16 protein-coding genes are annotated in these 14,904 nt (G+C 63.6%); 14 read left to right on the forward strand and 2 right to left on the reverse strand.

Annotation, left to right across the window (positions count from 1 at the left end; translation table 11 throughout):
* Positions 1 to 94 precede the first annotated feature (94 nt).
* The 14 genes from NXT3_RS07660 (at position 95) to NXT3_RS07725 (ending at position 13,109) form a co-directional block, all read left to right on the forward strand.
* Entirely contained in the window at positions 95 to 982 is an 888-nt protein-coding gene (locus NXT3_RS07660) for a VOC family protein (RefSeq protein WP_037423152.1), read from the forward strand.
* The gene (gene kdsA, locus NXT3_RS07665) at positions 982 to 1,824 is read left to right on the forward strand and encodes a 3-deoxy-8-phosphooctulonate synthase (RefSeq protein ID WP_176536522.1); all 843 of its coding nucleotides are present in this window, start codon (positions 982 to 984) and stop codon (positions 1,822 to 1,824) included. Before NXT3_RS07660 ends, kdsA begins: the two co-directional genes overlap by 1 nt.
* 143 nt (positions 1,825 to 1,967) lie before the next feature.
* The gene (gene eno / locus NXT3_RS07670) at positions 1,968 to 3,242 is read left to right on the forward strand and encodes a phosphopyruvate hydratase (protein ID WP_037423149.1); all 1,275 of its coding nucleotides are present in this window, start codon (positions 1,968 to 1,970) and stop codon (positions 3,240 to 3,242) included.
* A gap of 290 nt (positions 3,243 to 3,532) precedes the next feature.
* Positions 3,533 to 3,853 (forward strand): FtsB family cell division protein, encoded by a 321-nt coding sequence (locus tag NXT3_RS07675; RefSeq protein WP_097526856.1) that lies wholly within the window; start codon positions 3,533 to 3,535, stop codon positions 3,851 to 3,853.
* 137 nt (positions 3,854 to 3,990) lie between these two features.
* Positions 3,991 to 5,037, forward strand: a complete 1,047-nt coding sequence (gene pdhA, locus NXT3_RS07680) for a pyruvate dehydrogenase (acetyl-transferring) E1 component subunit alpha (protein WP_037423144.1) — start codon at positions 3,991 to 3,993, stop codon at positions 5,035 to 5,037.
* 17 nt (positions 5,038 to 5,054) lie between these two features.
* The gene (locus tag NXT3_RS07685; protein ID WP_104839045.1) at positions 5,055 to 6,422 is read left to right on the forward strand and encodes a pyruvate dehydrogenase complex E1 component subunit beta; all 1,368 of its coding nucleotides are present in this window, start codon (positions 5,055 to 5,057) and stop codon (positions 6,420 to 6,422) included.
* A gap of 14 nt (positions 6,423 to 6,436) precedes the next feature.
* Positions 6,437 to 7,783, forward strand: a complete 1,347-nt coding sequence (locus tag NXT3_RS07690; RefSeq protein ID WP_097526854.1) for a pyruvate dehydrogenase complex dihydrolipoamide acetyltransferase — start codon at positions 6,437 to 6,439, stop codon at positions 7,781 to 7,783.
* A gap of 112 nt (positions 7,784 to 7,895) precedes the next feature.
* Positions 7,896 to 8,537, forward strand: coding sequence for an SGNH/GDSL hydrolase family protein (locus NXT3_RS07695; protein ID WP_037423135.1), 642 nt, complete (start codon positions 7,896 to 7,898; stop codon positions 8,535 to 8,537).
* A gap of 2 nt (positions 8,538 to 8,539) precedes the next feature.
* Complete coding sequence (locus NXT3_RS07700; protein ID WP_104839046.1) at positions 8,540 to 9,121, forward strand: GNAT family N-acetyltransferase; 582 nt, start codon at positions 8,540 to 8,542, stop codon at positions 9,119 to 9,121.
* A gap of 18 nt (positions 9,122 to 9,139) precedes the next feature.
* Positions 9,140 to 10,585 carry a dihydrolipoyl dehydrogenase gene (gene lpdA, locus NXT3_RS07705; protein WP_037423130.1) on the forward strand — a complete coding sequence of 482 codons (1,446 nt, stop codon included), beginning with the start codon at positions 9,140 to 9,142 and terminating at the stop codon, positions 10,583 to 10,585.
* Between the two features lie 75 nt (positions 10,586 to 10,660).
* Positions 10,661 to 10,912: a GlsB/YeaQ/YmgE family stress response membrane protein gene (locus tag NXT3_RS07710; RefSeq protein WP_037383196.1), complete on the forward strand. Its 252-nt coding sequence runs from the start codon at positions 10,661 to 10,663 to the stop codon at positions 10,910 to 10,912.
* A gap of 133 nt (positions 10,913 to 11,045) precedes the next feature.
* The gene (lipA, locus tag NXT3_RS07715; protein ID WP_097526852.1) at positions 11,046 to 12,011 is read left to right on the forward strand and encodes a lipoyl synthase; all 966 of its coding nucleotides are present in this window, start codon (positions 11,046 to 11,048) and stop codon (positions 12,009 to 12,011) included.
* A gap of 75 nt (positions 12,012 to 12,086) precedes the next feature.
* Entirely contained in the window at positions 12,087 to 12,650 is a 564-nt protein-coding gene (locus NXT3_RS07720; RefSeq protein ID WP_104839047.1) for a P-loop NTPase family protein, read from the forward strand.
* Positions 12,651 to 12,659: 9 nt separating this feature from the next.
* Positions 12,660 to 13,109, forward strand: coding sequence for a type II toxin-antitoxin system RatA family toxin (locus NXT3_RS07725; RefSeq protein ID WP_037423117.1), 450 nt, complete (start codon positions 12,660 to 12,662; stop codon positions 13,107 to 13,109).
* Here NXT3_RS07725 and NXT3_RS07730 read toward each other — a convergent pair.
* Both NXT3_RS07730 and NXT3_RS07735 read right to left on the reverse strand, forming a co-directional pair.
* Entirely contained in the window at positions 13,097 to 13,594 is a 498-nt protein-coding gene (locus NXT3_RS07730) for a CinA family protein (RefSeq protein WP_104839048.1), read from the reverse strand. The two genes, NXT3_RS07725 and NXT3_RS07730, sit on opposite strands and share 13 nt — an antisense overlap.
* Positions 13,594 to 14,805, reverse strand: a complete 1,212-nt coding sequence (locus NXT3_RS07735; RefSeq protein ID WP_104839049.1) for a bifunctional 2-C-methyl-D-erythritol 4-phosphate cytidylyltransferase/2-C-methyl-D-erythritol 2,4-cyclodiphosphate synthase — start codon at positions 14,803 to 14,805, stop codon at positions 13,594 to 13,596. The genes NXT3_RS07730 and NXT3_RS07735 overlap by 1 nt, the downstream gene beginning before the upstream one ends.
* Between the last annotated feature and the right edge of the window lie 99 nt (positions 14,806 to 14,904).

A 14,904-nucleotide genomic window follows, 5' to 3' on the forward strand; every position in this document is an offset into this window, starting at 1 on the left:
TGAGGTGGCTGCATTCGACGCCTGTCCCGCTGCCGCTTGCAATCATCGGTCAAAAGTTGCAAACAGCGGCAAACCGGTCACCAGGGAAATCGCCATGAACCTGCCTACCCGCACCGCCCGCCCGCTCGATCATCTCGTGCTGCCGGTGGCGGAACTCGGGCAGGCGAGGCGGCGCCTCGGCGATCTCGGCTTCACCGTGGCAGGAGATGCGCGCCATCCCTTCGGCACCGAGAACGCCTGTGTCTTCTTCCCCGGCGATACATACATCGAGCCGCTCGCCATCGCCTCGCGTGAAGAGTGCGAGGCCGCCGCGCTTGGAGGCAACGCCTTTGTGGCGCGCGATCAGGCGTTCCGTTTCCGGCAAGGGCCCGAGGGTCTCTCGGCGGTCGTGCTCGGGACGCCCGATGCCGCCACCGACCACATCCGCTATAGGTCCTGCGGCATCTCCGGCGGCGAGATGCTGGAATTCTCGCGGCCCATGCGCCTGCCGGACGGACGCGAGGCGCTCGGCTCCTTCCGCCTGGCATTTGCCGCCGACCTGCGCGCGCCCGACTTCTTCCTGTTCAGTTGCCAGCGGATCCGCGCCCTGCCTGTCGACGGCGCGCTCACCAATCACGAGAACGGCGTGACCGGCATCGGCGAGGTTGTTCTTTCCGAACCCAATCCGACGGATTTCCAATATCTGCTGCAGGAAGCGGTCGACGAGCGCGAGGTCTCGGCCCATTCCTTCGGCATGGACATCCAGGCCGGCAGCGTCAAACTGTCGGTCTTGAACCCTGCAGGGATGGAGGCCTTCTATGGCCGCTCCGTCAGTGCGACCGACCGCGGCTTGCGCGGCCGTGCCGTGGTGTTCCGCGTCGCCGATCTCGAAGCGACGCGCGCGCTGTTTGCGCAGAACGACATTGAATTTTCAGAAATGGGCGGACGCCTCGTTGTCCCGGAAGCGCCGGGGCAGGGGGTGATTTTCGCATTTGGAGTATGATGATGGAAACGAATGCAAGGGTCGTCGTCGGCGAGGGTGCCGGCCAGGTGGTGTTCTCCCAACAGGAGCGGCTGACGCTGATCGCCGGCCCCTGTCAGATGGAAAGCCGCGAGCATGCCTTCATGATCGCCGGCAGGCTGGTCGAACTCTGCAAGTCGCTCGGTCTCGGCCTCGTCTACAAGTCGTCCTTCGACAAGGCGAACCGCACCTCGCTCTCCGGCAAGCGCGGCATCGGCATTGAAAAGGCGATGGAAATCTTTGCCGACCTCAAGCGTGAATTCGGCTTCCCGGTGCTGACCGACATCCACACGGAAGAGCAGTGCGCCGCGGTCGCCGAGACCGTCGACATTCTGCAGATCCCGGCCTTCTTGTCGCGTCAGACCGATCTTCTCGTAGCGGCCGCCAAGACCGGGCGCGCCATCAACGTCAAGAAGGGCCAGTTCCTGGCGCCCTGGGACATGAAGAACGTGCTCGCCAAATTCACGATGAGCGGCAACCCGAACGTCCTTCTCTGCGAGCGTGGCGCATCCTTCGGCTACAACACGCTCGTTTCCGACATGCGCTCGCTGCCGATCATGGCGGCGCTCGGGGCCCCGGTCGTGTTCGACGCCACCCATTCGGTGCAGCAGCCCGGTGGGCAGGGCGGCTCCTCAGGCGGCCAGCGGGAGTTCGTCGAGACCCTGGCACGCGCCGCCGTTGCCGTCGGCGTTGCCGGCGTCTTCATCGAGACGCATGAGGATCCGGATAACGCTCCCTCCGATGGCCCGAACATGGTGCCGCTCAAGGACATGCCGCGGCTCCTCGAGAAACTGCTCGCCTTCGATGCCATCGCCAAGACTTGAAAGAGCAGGTGCCGCGCCGCGCGTGAAATTCTCATGACGCACGACGGCACCCCGTGCTCCCGGCGCCCAGCGCCATTGTAATTTCAGGGCCATCCATTAAGACAGGCCGACCATCACCAACGTCCACAAGCAGGGAAGAGATCATGACTGCGATCATCGACATCATCGGCCGAGAGATCCTCGACAGCCGCGGCAACCCGACCGTCGAGGTCGATGTTCATCTCGAGGACGGCAGCTTCGGCCGCGCCGCCGTTCCCTCGGGCGCTTCGACCGGCGCGCATGAAGCGGTCGAGCTGCGCGACGGCGGCACCCGCTATCTCGGCAAGGGCGTAGAGCGAGCCGTCGACGCCGTCAACGGCGAGATCTTCGAGGCGATCGGCGGTCTCGATGCCGAGAACCAGATCCAGATCGACAAGACGATGATCGAGCTCGACGGCACGTCGAACAAGTCGCGCCTCGGCGCCAACGCCATTCTCGGCGTGTCGCTCGCCGTCGCCAAGGCTGCGGCGGAAGCGGCGGGCCTGCCGCTCTACCGTTACGTCGGCGGCCCGAACGCACATCTCCTGCCGGTGCCGATGATGAACATCATCAACGGCGGCGCGCATGCCGACAACCCGATCGACTTCCAGGAATTCATGATCATGCCGGTGGGCGCCGAAACGCTGAAGGATGCCGTCCGCATGGGTTCGGAAGTCTTCCACACGCTGAAGAAGCAGCTCGCCGCCGAAGGCCATAACACCAATGTCGGCGACGAAGGCGGCTTCGCGCCGGGCTTGGCTTCCGCGCCTGCGGCCCTCGACTTCATCATGAAGTCGATCGAGAAAGCCGGCTACAAGCCGGGTGAGGACATGTATGTCGCGCTCGACTGCGCCTCGACGGAGTTCTTCAAGGACGGCAAATACGTGCTCGAAGGCGAGGGCCGGACGCTGGAGCCGGGTGCCATGGCCGAATACCTCGCAGAGCTTGCCGCCAAGTATCCGATCATCTCGATCGAGGACGGCATGGCCGAAGACGACTGGGACGGCTGGAAGGCGCTGACCGACCTCATCGGCAACAAGTGCCAGCTCGTCGGCGACGACCTCTTCGTCACCAACTCCGCGCGGCTGCGCGACGGCATCAAGATGGGCGTCGCCAACTCGATCCTCGTCAAGGTCAACCAGATCGGCTCGCTTTCCGAGACGCTCGATGCCGTCGAGACGGCCCACAAGGCCCGCTACACCGCCGTCATGTCGCACCGTTCCGGCGAAACCGAGGATTCGACGATCGCCGATCTGGCGGTTGCCACCAATTGCGGTCAGATCAAGACCGGTTCGCTCGCCCGTTCCGACCGGCTTGCCAAGTACAATCAGCTGATCCGCATCGAGGAACAGCTCGGCCTGCAGGCGGCCTACGCGGGTCGGTCGATCCTGCGGGGGTGATTATTGGCTAAGCGGCGCAGCGGCTGCCCCTCATCCGCCTAGCGGCACCTTCTCCCCGCTCGCGGGGAGAAGGGACTCGCGGGTGCCACGTCAGTCCCCTCTCCCCGCGTGCGGGGAGAGGGGACTGAGGTGAGGGCAAATTAAGCCAAAATGCCTGCCGACAACCCGCAATATTCCAAACCCGCCTGCCTCACGGCCGGCGGGTTTCCTTTTCCCTGCCATTCATGGTCAACGGTCGGTTAATCAATCGGCGCTAGTCTGCCTTGGTATTGCGTAGCAGGGCATCGACGATGTGGACACGGCATCACAAGAAGCGGAGACTGGGGCGGCTGGTAGTGCCGGTGATCGCAGTCGCCTTTCTTTCCTACTTCGGCTATCATTCGATCCATGGCGGTTACGGCTTAAGGGCGACGGAGGAGTTCGACCGCCAGATCGCCGAGCGGCAGGCACGGCTCGACGAGCTCACTCAAAGGCGGCAAATCCTGGAAAAGGAGGTCGAGCTGATGAGTGACGGTTCGTTGGAAAGAGACATGCTGGATGAGAAGGCTCGCCTCGCGCTCAATATGTCGCGTAGCGACGAGATCGTCATTTTTCATCGCCCAGCGAATTAACTGAAATTCGGTTAATCACAAATAAACGTTTAAATTCAGCTATTTGCCTTGAATGATAGCCATGCAAATATGGCATTGCTGCGGCGCGCTTCTTTGCCTATGGTAGCCCACCAAAGGCTAACCATTGGGAGGAATGAATGGCTCCGCGAAAAACCGCGTCCGTCTCCAGCCGCAAGGCCGCCGCCAAGCCGGCCAAGAAGGACTTCACCAGCGGCACGATCGCCGAATTCTCCAAGGAAGATGAACTGAAGGCCTATCGCGAAATGCTGCTGATCCGGCGTTTCGAGGAGAAGGCCGGCCAGCTTTACGGCATGGGCTTCATCGGCGGCTTCTGTCACCTTTATATCGGCCAGGAAGCCGTCGTCGTCGGCATGCAGCTGGCGCTGAAAGAGGGCGACCAGGTCATCACCGGTTACCGCGATCACGGCCATATGCTCGCCTGCGGCATGAGCGCCCGCGGCGTGATGGCCGAGCTTACCGGTCGCCGCGGCGGTCTTTCCAAGGGGAAGGGCGGCTCGATGCACATGTTCTCCAAGGAGAAGCACTTCTACGGCGGCCACGGCATCGTCGGCGCGCAGGTATCGCTCGGCACCGGCCTTGCCTTCGCCAATCGGTATCGCGGCAACGACAATGTCAGCCTCGCCTATTTCGGTGACGGCGCCGCCAACCAGGGCCAGGTCTACGAAAGCTTCAACATGGCAGCGCTCTGGAAGCTGCCGGTGATCTACATCGTCGAGAACAATCGCTATGCGATGGGCACCTCCGTGTCGCGCGCCTCGGCACAGACCGATTTCTCGCAGCGCGGCGCTTCCTTCGGCATCCCGGGCTATCAGGTCGACGGCATGGACGTGCGCGCGGTCAAGGCGGCAGCCGACGACGCTGTCGAACATTGCCGCTCCGGCAAGGGGCCGATCATCCTCGAAATGCTGACCTACCGCTACCGCGGCCACTCCATGTCCGACCCGGCGAAATACCGCTCGAAGGACGAAGTGCAGAAGATGCGCTCGGAGCATGATCCGATCGAGCAGGTGAAGGCCCGCCTTGTCGAAAAGGGCTGGGCGAGCGAGGACGAACTGAAGCAGATCGACAAGGAGGTTCGCGACATCGTTGCGGACAGCGCGGATTTTGCCCAGTCTGATCCGGAGCCGGATGTGTCCGAGCTCTATACCGACATCCTGCTTTGATCCGGGGAGGGACGAATATGCCAGTAGAAATTCTTATGCCTGCCCTTTCCCCGACGATGGAGGAAGGCACGCTCTCCAAGTGGCTGAAGAACGAGGGCGACAAGGTTGCCTCCGGTGACGTCATCGCCGAGATCGAAACCGACAAGGCGACGATGGAAGTCGAAGCCGTCGACGAAGGCACGATCGGCAAGCTCTTGATCGCCGCCGGCACCGAAGGCGTAAAGGTCAATACGCCGATCGCCGTGCTGCTTCAGGACGGCGAGGGCGCCGGCGATATTGCCAGCGGCAAGACGGAAGCGCCGAAGCCGGCAGCGGCAGAAGCTCCGGCGCCGGCCGCGGCGCCCGTAGCGGCCCAGCCGAAGGCGGAAGTCCCGTCCGATCCCGCCATTCCGGCCGGCACCGAGATGGTGACGATCACCGTCCGCGAAGCGCTGCGCGATGCAATGGCGGAGGAAATGCGCGCCAATGACGACGTCTTCGTCATGGGCGAGGAGGTTGCCGAATACCAGGGCGCCTACAAGATCACGCAAGGGTTGCTGCAGGAATTCGGCCCCCGCCGGGTCGTCGATACGCCGATCACCGAACATGGTTTTGCCGGCATCGGCGTCGGTGCGGCGATGACCGGCCTGCGTCCGATCGTCGAGTTTATGACCTTCAACTTCGCCATGCAGGCGATTGACCACATCATCAACTCGGCCGCCAAGACGCTCTACATGTCCGGCGGCCAGATGGGCGCGCCGATCGTCTTCCGCGGCCCGAGCGGTGCGGCAGCCCGCGTGGCCGCGCAGCACTCGCAGTGCTATGCCGCCTGGTACAGCCATATTCCGGGCCTGAAGGTCGTCATGCCCTATACGGCGGCGGATGCGAAGGGCCTGCTCAAGGCCGCGATCCGCGACCCGAACCCGGTGATCTTCCTCGAAAACGAAATCCTCTACGGCCAGTCCTTCGAAGTACCGAAGCTCGAAGATTTCGTTCTGCCGATCGGCAAGGCTCGCATTCACCGCGTCGGCAGGGATGCGACGATCGTCTCCTTCGGCATCGGCATGACCTATGCGGTCAAGGCCGCCGCCGAGCTCGAGGCGCTGGGCATCGATGTCGAAGTCATCGACCTTCGGACCATCCGCCCGATGGACCTGCCGACGGTCATCGAATCGGTCAAGAAGACCGGTCGCCTCGTCACCGTCGAGGAAGGCTACCCGCAGTCCTCCGTCGGCACCGAGATCGCCACCCGCGTCATGCAGCAGGCGTTCGACTATCTCGATGCGCCAATCCTGACGATCGCCGGCAAGGACGTGCCGATGCCTTACGCGGCCAACCTGGAGAAGCTTGCTCTGCCAAACGTCGCCGAGGTCGTCGATGCGGTGAAAGCCGTCTGCTACAAATAAGAGAGGGACGTTCGATGCCAATCAACATCACAATGCCTGCCCTCTCTCCGACGATGGAAGAAGGCAATCTCGCCAAGTGGCTCGTCAAGGAAGGCGACAAGGTCAAGTCCGGCGACGTCATCGCCGAGATCGAGACCGACAAGGCGACCATGGAAGTCGAAGCCGTCGATGAAGGCACCGTCGCCAAGATCGTCGTTCCGGCCGGCACCGAAGGCGTCAAGGTCAATGCGTTGATCGCGGTTCTGGCCGCGGACGGCGAGGATGTCGCAACGGCGGCCAAGGGCGGTAATGGCGCGGCCGCGCCGGCCTCCGCCGCCAAGGCGGAAGCACCGGCTCCGGCAGCACCTGCCGCTGCACCGGCACCGGCCGCAGCGCCTGCGGCTCCGGCCGCATCGACTGCGCCGGCACCGGCGGCCGGTGATGCAAAGCGCGTCTTCTCGTCGCCGCTCGCCCGCCGCCTCGCCAAGGAAGCGGGCATCGATCTCTCGGCCATTGCCGGTTCCGGTCCCTATGGCCGCGTCGTCAAGAAGGATGTCGAAACCGCAGTTTCCGGCGGCACCGCCAAGCCGGCCGCGGCGCCGGCAGCCGGGCAAGCGCCGGCCGCGGCACCGCTTGCCAAGGGCATGTCGGAAGACGCCGTCCTCAAGCTCTTCGAGCCGGGCTCCTACGAGCTCGTCCCGCATGACGGCATGCGCAAGACGATTGCCAAGCGCCTGCAGGAATCGAAGCAGACGATCCCGCACTTCTACGTTTCCCTCGATTGCCAGCTCGATGCTCTCTTGGCACTGCGTGCCCAGCTTAACGCGGCAGCACCGGAGAAGGATGGCAAGCCAGTCTACAAGCTCTCGGTCAACGACATGGTGATCAAGGCGCTGGCGCTGGCGCTGCGCGACGTTCCGGATGCGAACGTTTCCTGGACCGATACGAACATGGTCAAGCACAAGCACGCCGATGTGGGCGTTGCCGTGTCCATTCCGGGCGGCCTGATTACGCCGATCGTCCGCCAGGCAGAGTTGAAGAGCCTTTCGGCCATCTCCAACGAGATGAAGGATCTCGGCAAGCGCGCGAAAGAGCGCAAGCTGAAGCCGGAAGAATATCAGGGCGGTACGACCGCCGTCTCCAACATGGGCATGATGGGCGTCAAGGACTTCGCAGCCGTCGTCAACCCGCCGCACGCGACGATCCTCGCGGTCGGCGCCGGCGAGGAGCGGGTGATCGTCAAGAACAAGGAGATGGTCGTCGCCAACATGATGACCGTCACGCTCTCGACCGACCATCGCTGCGTCGATGGCGCTCTTGGTGCCGAACTGCTCGGCGCCTTCAAGCGCTACATCGAAAACCCGATGGGCATGCTCGTCTGATGCGATCCGGACCGGCGCTTCCGCCGGTCCTTCCTTTCCTGACGTCTTGTGCGTGTCATTGCCTCAACCGCTGCACACTTTTGGGCGACATGCATCACATGCGAGTAGGCAGATGAAGACAGTCCTTTGCTATGGTGACAGTCTGACCTGGGGCTATGATGCGGAGGGTCCGGGTCGGCATGCGCTGGAGGATCGTTGGCCGAGCGTGCTGCAGAAGGCGCTGGGTTCCGGCGTCAACGTCATCGCCGAGGGGCTGAACGGCCGCACCACAGCCTATGACGATCATCTCGCCGATTGCGACCGTAACGGCGCGCGTGTCCTTCCGACCGTGCTGCACAGCCACGCACCGCTCGATCTTGTCGTCTTCATGCTCGGTTCGAACGACATGAAGCCAATCATTCACGGCACCGCCTTCGGCGCCGTCAAGGGTGTCGAGCGCCTGGTCAATCTGGTTCGCAAGCATGACTGGCCGACGGAGACGGAGGAGGGCCCGGATATCCTGATCGTCTCGCCGCCACCGCTTTGCGAAACCGCCGACAGCGACTTCGCGGCGATGTTTGCCGGCGGCGTCGAGCAGTCGGCGATGCTGGCCTCGCTCTATCGCGATCTCGCCGACGAACTCGATTGCGGCTTCTTCGACGCCGGCTCGGTCGCTCGGACGACGCCGCTCGATGGGGTTCATCTCGACGCCGAGAATACCCGTGCGATCGGCCGCGGCGTGGAGCCGGTCGTCCGGATGTTGCTCGGGCTTTGACGATGGCGGCTGGCGCAACCCTCAGGCCCGCTATGCGAAGCGAGGCGGCGGAACTGGCGATCCTCGTCGATATCGCCTCGCATGGCTTTGCTTCGTGGCTGTGGTACGGCGGTGTCCTGGCCCGGTCGGCGGAGACGGCCTTCGAACACGGCCGAAACCGGCTCCGGCAGGACGAGGGTTTGGGAACGTGGAGCGATGCGGTCGTTGCGGTCCTCGGAGACGAGATCGTCGGCGCTTCGGTCTCCTACGCTATCGACGCGTCGATTGCAGAGATCGAGCCGAGGCATCCTGTCCTTGCGCCCTTGCTGGCGCTGCAGAGAGAGGTGGTCGGTCACTGGTTTGTCGACAGCCTTGGCGTCTACAGGGCGCATCGCGGAAAGGGGATCGGCCGGGCGCTGCTCGAGAACGAATTTCGCCGAGCTGGCAAAGCGCCTGTAAGCCTGATCACCGAGGGCCACAACGACAAGGCGCAGTCGCTCTACAGGGTGAACGGCTTCGAAGAGAGGGCGCGCGGCGAAGCCGTGCCGCCTTTCGAAGACAGCAGGAAACATGATTGGGTGCTCTTCACCCGCAAGGTCGCTTGAAACAAAGGTAGGAAACACATGGCTGAGAATTACGACGTCATCGTTATCGGTTCGGGCCCGGGCGGCTATGTCACCGCCATCCGCTCGGCGCAGCTGGGCTTGAAGACGGCGATCGTCGAACGCGAGCACCTGGGCGGCATCTGCCTCAACTGGGGCTGCATCCCCACCAAGGCGCTGCTGCGCTCCGCCGAGATCCTCGACCATGCCAACCACGCCAAGAACTACGGCCTGACGCTCGAAGGCAAGATCACCGCCAACGTCAAGGATGTCGTGGCCCGATCGCGCGGCGTCTCGGCGCGGCTGAACGGCGGCGTCGCCTTCCTCATGAAGAAGAACAAGATCGACGTGATCTGGGGCGAGGCGAAGCTGACGAAGCCTGGCGAGATCGTCGTCGGCGCGCCGTCGAAGCCGGCCGTCCAGCCGCAGAACCCGGTGCCGAAGGGTGTCAAGGGCGAGGGCACCTATACGGCGAAGCACATCATCATCGCGACCGGCGCCCGGCCGCGGGCGCTGCCCGGCATCGAGCCGGACGGCAAGCTGATCTGGACCTATTTCGAGGCGATGAAGCCCGAGGAGCTGCCGAAAACCATGGTGGTCATGGGCTCCGGCGCGATTGGCATCGAATTTGCCAGCTTCTACCTTTCCATGGGCGTCGACGTCACGGTCGTCGAACTCCTGCCGCAGGTCATGCCGGTCGAGGATGCCGAGATTTCCGCCTTTGCCCGCAAGCAGCTCGAAAAGCGCGGCATGAAGATCTTCACCGACGCCAAGGTGACGAAGGTCGAAAAGGGCGCCAACGATGTCACGGCCCATGTCGAGACGAAGGACGGCAAGGTCACGCCGATCAAGGCGGACCGTCTGATCTCGGCCGTCGGCGTTCAGGGCAACATCGAGAACCTCGGCCTCGAGGCGCTGCGCATCGAGACCAGCCGCGGCTGCATCGTCACCGACGGTTATGGCAAGACGAATGTCCCCGGCATTTATGCGATCGGCGATGTTGCCGGTCCGCCGATGCTGGCGCACAAGGCCGAGCATGAGGGCGTCATCTGCGTCGAGAAGATCGCCGGCGTCCCGGGCGTCCATGCGCTCGACAAGGGCAAGGTCCCGGGCTGCACCTATTGCGACCCGCAGGTCGCTTCCGTCGGCCTCACCGAGGCGAGGGCGAAGGAGCTCGGCCGCGACATTCGCGTCGGCCGCTACAGCTTCGGCGCCAACGGCAAGGCGATAGCGCTTGGCGAAGACCAGGGCCTGATCAAGACGATCTTCGACAAGAAGACCGGCGAGCTCCTCGGCGCGCACATGGTGGGCGCGGAAGTCACCGAGCTCATCCAGGGCTTCGTCGTTGCCATGAATCTGGAGACGACCGAGGAAGAGCTGATGCACACGATCTTCCCGCATCCGACGCTCTCCGAAATGATGAAGGAAAGCGTGCTCGACGCCTACGGAAAAGTCCTGAACGCCTGATGACGTGCGACCGTTCGGAACTTGCGGTATGCTCACGCATTGATTGCGTAGCATCTTCAGTGCGCGGAGGTCGTCATGAGCGTCAATGGCGTGGGCATTTTGGCAGCGATCATCATCGGTGGGCTGGCCGGCTGGCTGGCGGAGAAATTCATGAACAGCCAGATGGGCCTGTTCATGAACATCATCCTCGGCATCATCGGCGCGGTCGTCTTGAACTTCATCCTGGCGGCATTCGGCATGGCCTATACGGGCTGGATCGCCTATCTGGTCGTCGGCTTCATCGGCGCCTGCCTGCTGATCGCCGCGGGCCGCGCCGTTCGAGGATAGAAGTCCATTCGCCATTCAATCGCGGTCGGGCTGCCATGCAAATGGTGGCCTGACTTTTCATGTCCGGCTGTTTATATAGATCGAAATCGCCGACGGCTTCTGGCCGCATGCTCGATAAGACGAAGGAAGAAACATGGTAACGGTTTTCGACGCGGTCTCGGATCGGGCTCAGCGCATTCGCCATCCGGAAAAGGCGCACCGCCCGGATACGGAAGTGCTGCGCAAGCCGGACTGGATTCGCGTGAAGGCGCCGACCTCGAAGGGTTACCAGGAGACCCGCTCGATCGTGAAGAGCAACAAGCTCGTCACCGTCTGCGAGGAGGCCGGCTGCCCGAACATCGGCGAATGTTGGGACAAGAAGCACGCCACCTTCATGATCATGGGCGAGATCTGCACGCGCGCCTGCGCCTTCTGCAACGTGGCGACCGGCAAGCCGAACGCCCTCGACCTCGAAGAGCCCGCCAACGTCGCCAAGGCCGTCAAGCAGATGGGCTTGAGCCATGTCGTCATCACCTCGGTCGACCGTGACGACCTGGAGGACGGCGGCGCCGAGCATTTCGAGAAGGTGATCTTTGCGATCCGCGAGGCCTCGCCCACGACGACGATCGAAATCCTGACGCCCGACTTCCTCAAGAAGCCAGGTGCGCTGGAGCGGGTGGTCGCCGCCAAGCCCGACGTCTTCAACCACAATCTCGAGACCGTGCCGGGCAACTACCTCACGGTGCGCCCGGGCGCCCGCTACTTCCATTCGATCCGTCTCCTGCAGCGGGTGAAGGAACTCGATCCGACGATGTTCACCAAGTCCGGCATCATGGTCGGTCTCGGCGAGGAGCGGAACGAGGTGCTGCAACTGATGGACGACCTGCGCACCGCCGACGTCGATTTCCTGACGATCGGCCAGTACCTGCAGCCGACCCGCAAGCATCACAAGGTCGAGAAGTTCGTCACCCCCGAGGAGTTCAAGTCCTACGAGACGGTCGCCTATACCAAGGGCTTCCTGATGGTGGCGTCGAGCCCGCTGACCCGCTCCTCGCACCATGCCGGCGACGATTTCGCACGGCTGAAGGCGGCGCGCGAGAAGAAGCTCGGGGCGGAGTAGCTCTTCGCCGGCCGCCGATACGGGATCAATAGCCGCGGCGTTCCGATGTCGCGGCTTTCCTTTTGTGGAGACGGCATGGCACAGGATCTGACAGATATTGCCGAGGCAGCGGGCCATCTCGCGCAGGCGAGGCGGATTCTCGTGATCGGCTGCTCCGGTGGCGGCAAAACCACTCTCGCGCGGTGGCTTTCCACCCGCTTCGATCTACCCTTCATCTCCATGGACCGCGAATTCTTCTGGCTGCCCGGCTGGAACTCGCGCCCACGCGCGGAACAGCGGGCAATGATCGCCGCCAAGGTCGATCAGCCGCGATGGATTATGGACGGAACAAACCCTTCGAGCTTCGATCTAAGGATGCCGCGCACGGAGGTCGTTCTTTGGGTGCGTATGCCGCGCCTGCTTTGTCTGTGGGGGGCGGTGCGCCGCTGGTTGAAATGGCGAGGCCAGGCGCGGCCGGAAATGGCCGACGGCTGCCCCGAGCGATTGAGTTTGGAATTCGTTCGCTACATCTGGACCTTCGAACGCAAATTCGCCCCCATCGTCGAAGCCGGGCTCCATGAGCACGCAGTGCCCGTTCTCCAGATAAGAAGCCGGGCACAAATGCGCCAACTCCTTGATCTTCTCTCGGCTCGGCCTTAACTCCAAACTATGCCGCATTTCGAAACCAACCATGTCGTAAAGCACTCGGCGGAACAGATGTTCAACCTCGTCGCCGATGTCGAGCGCTATCCGGAATTCCTGCCGCTCTGCGAGGCGCTGAGCGTGCGATCGCGTAAGGAGCGCGACGGCAAGGCGTTGCTGCTGGCCGACATGACGGTTGGCTACAAGGCCATCCGCGAGACCTTTACGACTCAGGTTCTGCTGAAGCCGGCCGAGCGGCTGATCGACGTCAACTACATCGAGGGGCCGTTCAAGTATCTCGACAATGTCTGGCGCTTCGAACCGGTGAACGAGAGAGAGTCGATCGTCCACTTCTATATCGACTACGAGTTCAAGAGCCGCATCCTCGGCGCCCTGATGGGCTCGATGTTCGATCGCGCCTTCCGCATGTTCTCGGAAGCCTTCGAGAAACGCGCCGACGCGGTCTACGGCACCTGAGCGATCTCCCTGAGAAGATCGAGCGCCGTCTTCACCGTCGCGAGCCGCACCGCATTGCGGCCGATCGCGCCGTAGCGCATCTCTCGGTGGAGGATATTGCACGACCGCGTTGCAGCCGCGAGGTGAACGAGCCCGACAGGCTTCTCCGCCGAGCCGCCCCTTGGGCCTGCAATGCCCGTCACCGCCACCGCGAGATCGGCGCGGGAGTGGGCGATGGCGCCGCGGACCATTTCCGCAGCCGTTTCGTGAGAGACCGCCCCGTTGGCCGCGAGCGTCGCAGCATCGACGCCGAGCATGTCGATTTTCGCCTCGTTAGAATAGGTGACGAAGCCGCGGTCGACGACGGCGGACGAGCCGGCAATCTCGGTCAGCGCCGCGGCGATTAATCCGCCTGTGCAGGATTCGGCGGTGGCGATCTTCAGCCCGCGCGCGGTGAAATCGGCAATAATGTCGCGCGCCGCCTGTTCGATGTCGGCCGGCCACATCAGGCTTTGTTCTCCGGCACATAGACGACCGTTACGGTGGCGATTGCGGCGATACCCTCCTGGCGTCCGACGAAGCCGAGCTTCTCGTTGGTCGTCGCCTTCACCGAGCAGCGGTCGAGCGCGATGCCGAGCATGGCGGCAAGGTTTTCGCGCATCTGCTGGCGGTGGGGGCCGACCTTCGGGGCTTCCGCGATCAGCGAAACGTCCGCGTTTGTGATCACTCCGCCGTGCTCGCGCACGATCCGGGCGGCGTGCTCCAGGAAGATACGCGAGGGGGCACCCTTCCACTGCGGATCCGAAGGCGGGAAGTGGTCGCCGATGTCGCCGGCGCCGCAGGTGGCGAGCAGCGCGTCGGTCAAGGCGTGCAAGGCGACATCCGCGTCGGAATGACCGGAGAGCTTGCGGTCATGCGGAATGAACACGCCGCAAAGCGTGACGCCGTCGCCCTCGACGAGCTGGTGCACGTCGTAGCCGTTGCCGGTGCGGACGTCGGGAATTGCATGCCGGTTCAGCCGTTCATCGGCCATCGATATATCCCTTTGAAGCGTGAGCTTGACATTATCCGGCGCTCCCTCGACGAGGACCACCGGGATGCCGGCCCATTCCGCAATAGATGCGTCGTCGGTAAAATCGCTGCGGCCGCTGGCGCTTGCGGCGCGATGGGCGGCGAGGATCGCCTCGAGACGGAAACATTGCGGCGTTTGCGCCGCGTAGAGGCCGGTCCGCGGCACCGTCTCCTCGACGCGGCCGCCGGTCGCCCGTTTCAGCGTATCGGCGACGGCAACTGCCGGAACGACCGCCGCGGCGCCGCCTTCGAGCGCCGCCCGGCAGCGGTCGAGCAGGGCATGGTCGATGAATGGGCGCACGGCGTCGTGGATCATTGCGTGCTTGACTCCGGCCTTGGCGAGCGCCTCGAGGCCGGCGAGAACCGAGAGCTGACGCGTCGCGCCGCCGTGAACCACCGACACGGCCAGCGAGTCGCCCATGCGCCCGAGCGCCGCGGCGAGAAGCGCCTCATCGTCGGGGTGGATAACGACGACCATCGGCCCGGTGCTCGGCCATGTCGCGAAAACGTCAAGTGTATGGGCGATAACGGGGCGATTGCCGATCCTGCGATACTGCTTCGGTCCGTCCGCCGATTGACCGGCGCGCTCGCCGCGGCCGGCCGCGACGACAACAACACCACAGGAGAACTGTTCTTCCGGCTGCATCTTCTGTATGGGGTCCCGCAATTCGCCAATCTACGCCGTCATGTACCGCGAAGGTCCTGTGATTGCCAGCCATCTGTCCCCTGCAGTCCGACTGTGCGG

This window comes from Sinorhizobium fredii (genome assembly GCF_002944405.1).
In the GTDB taxonomy this organism is placed as follows: domain Bacteria; phylum Pseudomonadota; class Alphaproteobacteria; order Rhizobiales; family Rhizobiaceae; genus Sinorhizobium; species Sinorhizobium fredii_C.